Annotated in this window: 2 protein-coding genes; both read right to left on the bottom strand. The window is 65.5% G+C overall.

The features are described from left to right. Positions 1–307 precede the first annotated feature (307 nt). On the bottom strand, positions 308–529 hold the full coding sequence (locus M0638_RS27845; RefSeq protein ID WP_248670210.1) for a helix-turn-helix transcriptional regulator: 222 nt from the start codon (positions 527–529) through the stop codon (positions 308–310). Between the two features lie 323 nt (positions 530–852). Next, positions 853–1,440, bottom strand: a complete 588-nt coding sequence (locus M0638_RS27840; RefSeq protein ID WP_248670209.1) for a hypothetical protein — start codon at positions 1,438–1,440, stop codon at positions 853–855. Positions 1,441–1,668 lie beyond the last annotated feature (228 nt).

Here is a 1,668-nt window from a genome sequence, read left to right as displayed (position 1 = left end):
ATAGAGGGTCGGGATCGGGCAGCCGGGCATGGCGACGGCGGCGCGGGGCTCGCCGTCAGGGCCAGTCAGACCGTGCAGGAGCACGATGCGCGGGGCAGCCGGCAGCGGTGCGCGCTGGCGCGGCTTACGGCGGTACTGGGCGCGTTTCGACACGCGGGGTCTCCGACTTGGGAGCCCGGGTCCGGCAGGTTCGTCTTGGCGGCTGCGTCGTACTGCGCTATAAGGCGGGCGCCGAAGTTGTTGCCCAGTAGTCGCGTAGTACGGTTCCGCAGCCCGCCGGTCCCCACCGGTTGGGCTGTTTCCGTTTTCAGGCGGCGGTGCGGACCATCTCGGCCGCGCGATGCGCGTAGGTCCGCGCCGCCACCCAGGCTTCGATGTCGGCCTCGCGGTAGCCGATCTTCCGAGGACCGAGGCGCACGAAGGGCGGCCCCTCCCCTGACACACGCCACCGCTGCACTGTGCGGACCGAGCTGTTCGCGCGCTCGGCGAACTGCTGCTCGGTCAGGATACGGCTGGGCTTGTCAGCCATCTGCTGCCCCTGTTCATCGCGGCGCGACATGCGCCGTCAGGAGCAGCGTTAGTCAGAGGGCTTGACCGGGTCTAACAGCGGTTCAAGTGCGTTTGTCCGCGATCCACCCGCGGGTTGCCCATCCGGCAGCCGAGGGGAATTACCTCGGCTCGTGGGAGCAGCGTTGCGTAGCTCGTGGTTCAGCGCGTCCCGACCCGAGAGTGACCCGAAGCCGTCTCCAGCCAGGTCGGCGAGTTCCAGGATTGCCTGGAGCGCAGGCTCACCATCGACCAAGGAATGAGCAGCCGCCGGTGGGCCGCTTGTCCTGCGAACGCGAGCGCAGATCAAAAGCAGGAATTGCCTGTGCCACTCGATAGAGGGGCCGCCGGGCATGCTATCCCGACGTGTTTCCGCTGTTGGCTTGACGGTGCTCTGTTTCGTGTCTTGCCCAAACTGCCTGATGAAGCTTTTCCTGGTCCCACGGAAAAGTTCTCGGCGAGCGCGGTTCGGCTGCTTACTCCGCGCTTTATCTCTGCTGACCATTTCCTCTCGGCGCGCTCGGCAACAAGCGACAGGGCGATAAGCGCTGGCACTAAACGACTGTTCCACACGTCAAACCAAGCGCCAGTGCTGGCCGTCTCACCAGGCTGCCGCTCCTTGCGATGGATGTCGGGAGCAGCTTGCTGCATCAAAGTATCGAGCCGCTGGGAAAACGGATCGTCGGGCATGTATGGCATCCCGTCGCCCAGATGCGACCATGCGTCGTAAAAGCTGTCCCTGCCACCCTTCGGCAGCCCGTCAACAGGCCGGCCGATGCCGGCAGCCAGTTCCCTGGCCTTTTCGGCAACGTGGAAGCACCAGTCAGCCTTCCCGGCCGCATCGGCGAGCGTTTTCTGCTGCTCCGCAAACATCACGAAGTCGCCGAGCAGCATGTTCAGACGGTCTGCCTCAGCAGACCATTCGGAGTGGGGTAGGATGAGGTTCAGTTGCGCTGACGCCGCCAGAGTTGGCAAATCGTCGCCGCGTATCAGTGCGTGTACGTGACCGGCGCCGATGCCAGCAGGCGGTGGTGCGCCGAAAGCACGTCGAGGTGTCCGCCTGGGCGCGCCGGCGCACTTCTTTTCCCCCACCCACGCCTCCGCTCGGCACTCCGCATGATG

Source organism: Roseomonas acroporae, assembly GCF_023223525.1.
Lineage (GTDB): Bacteria > Pseudomonadota > Alphaproteobacteria > Acetobacterales > Acetobacteraceae > Roseomonas_E > Roseomonas_E acroporae.
Note: the sequence above shows the minus strand (reverse complement) of the source record. Positions and strands in the feature narration are given on the sequence as shown.

Excerpts from the sequence above, each read along its gene's own strand:
- M0638_RS27845 (WP_248670210.1), bottom strand. The coding sequence starts at position 529 with ATGGCTGACAAGCCCAGCCGTATCCTGACCGAGCAGCAGTTCGCCGAG.
- M0638_RS27840 (WP_248670209.1), bottom strand. The coding sequence starts at position 1,440 with ATGCTGCTCGGCGACTTCGTGATGTTTGCGGAGCAGCAGAAAACGCTC.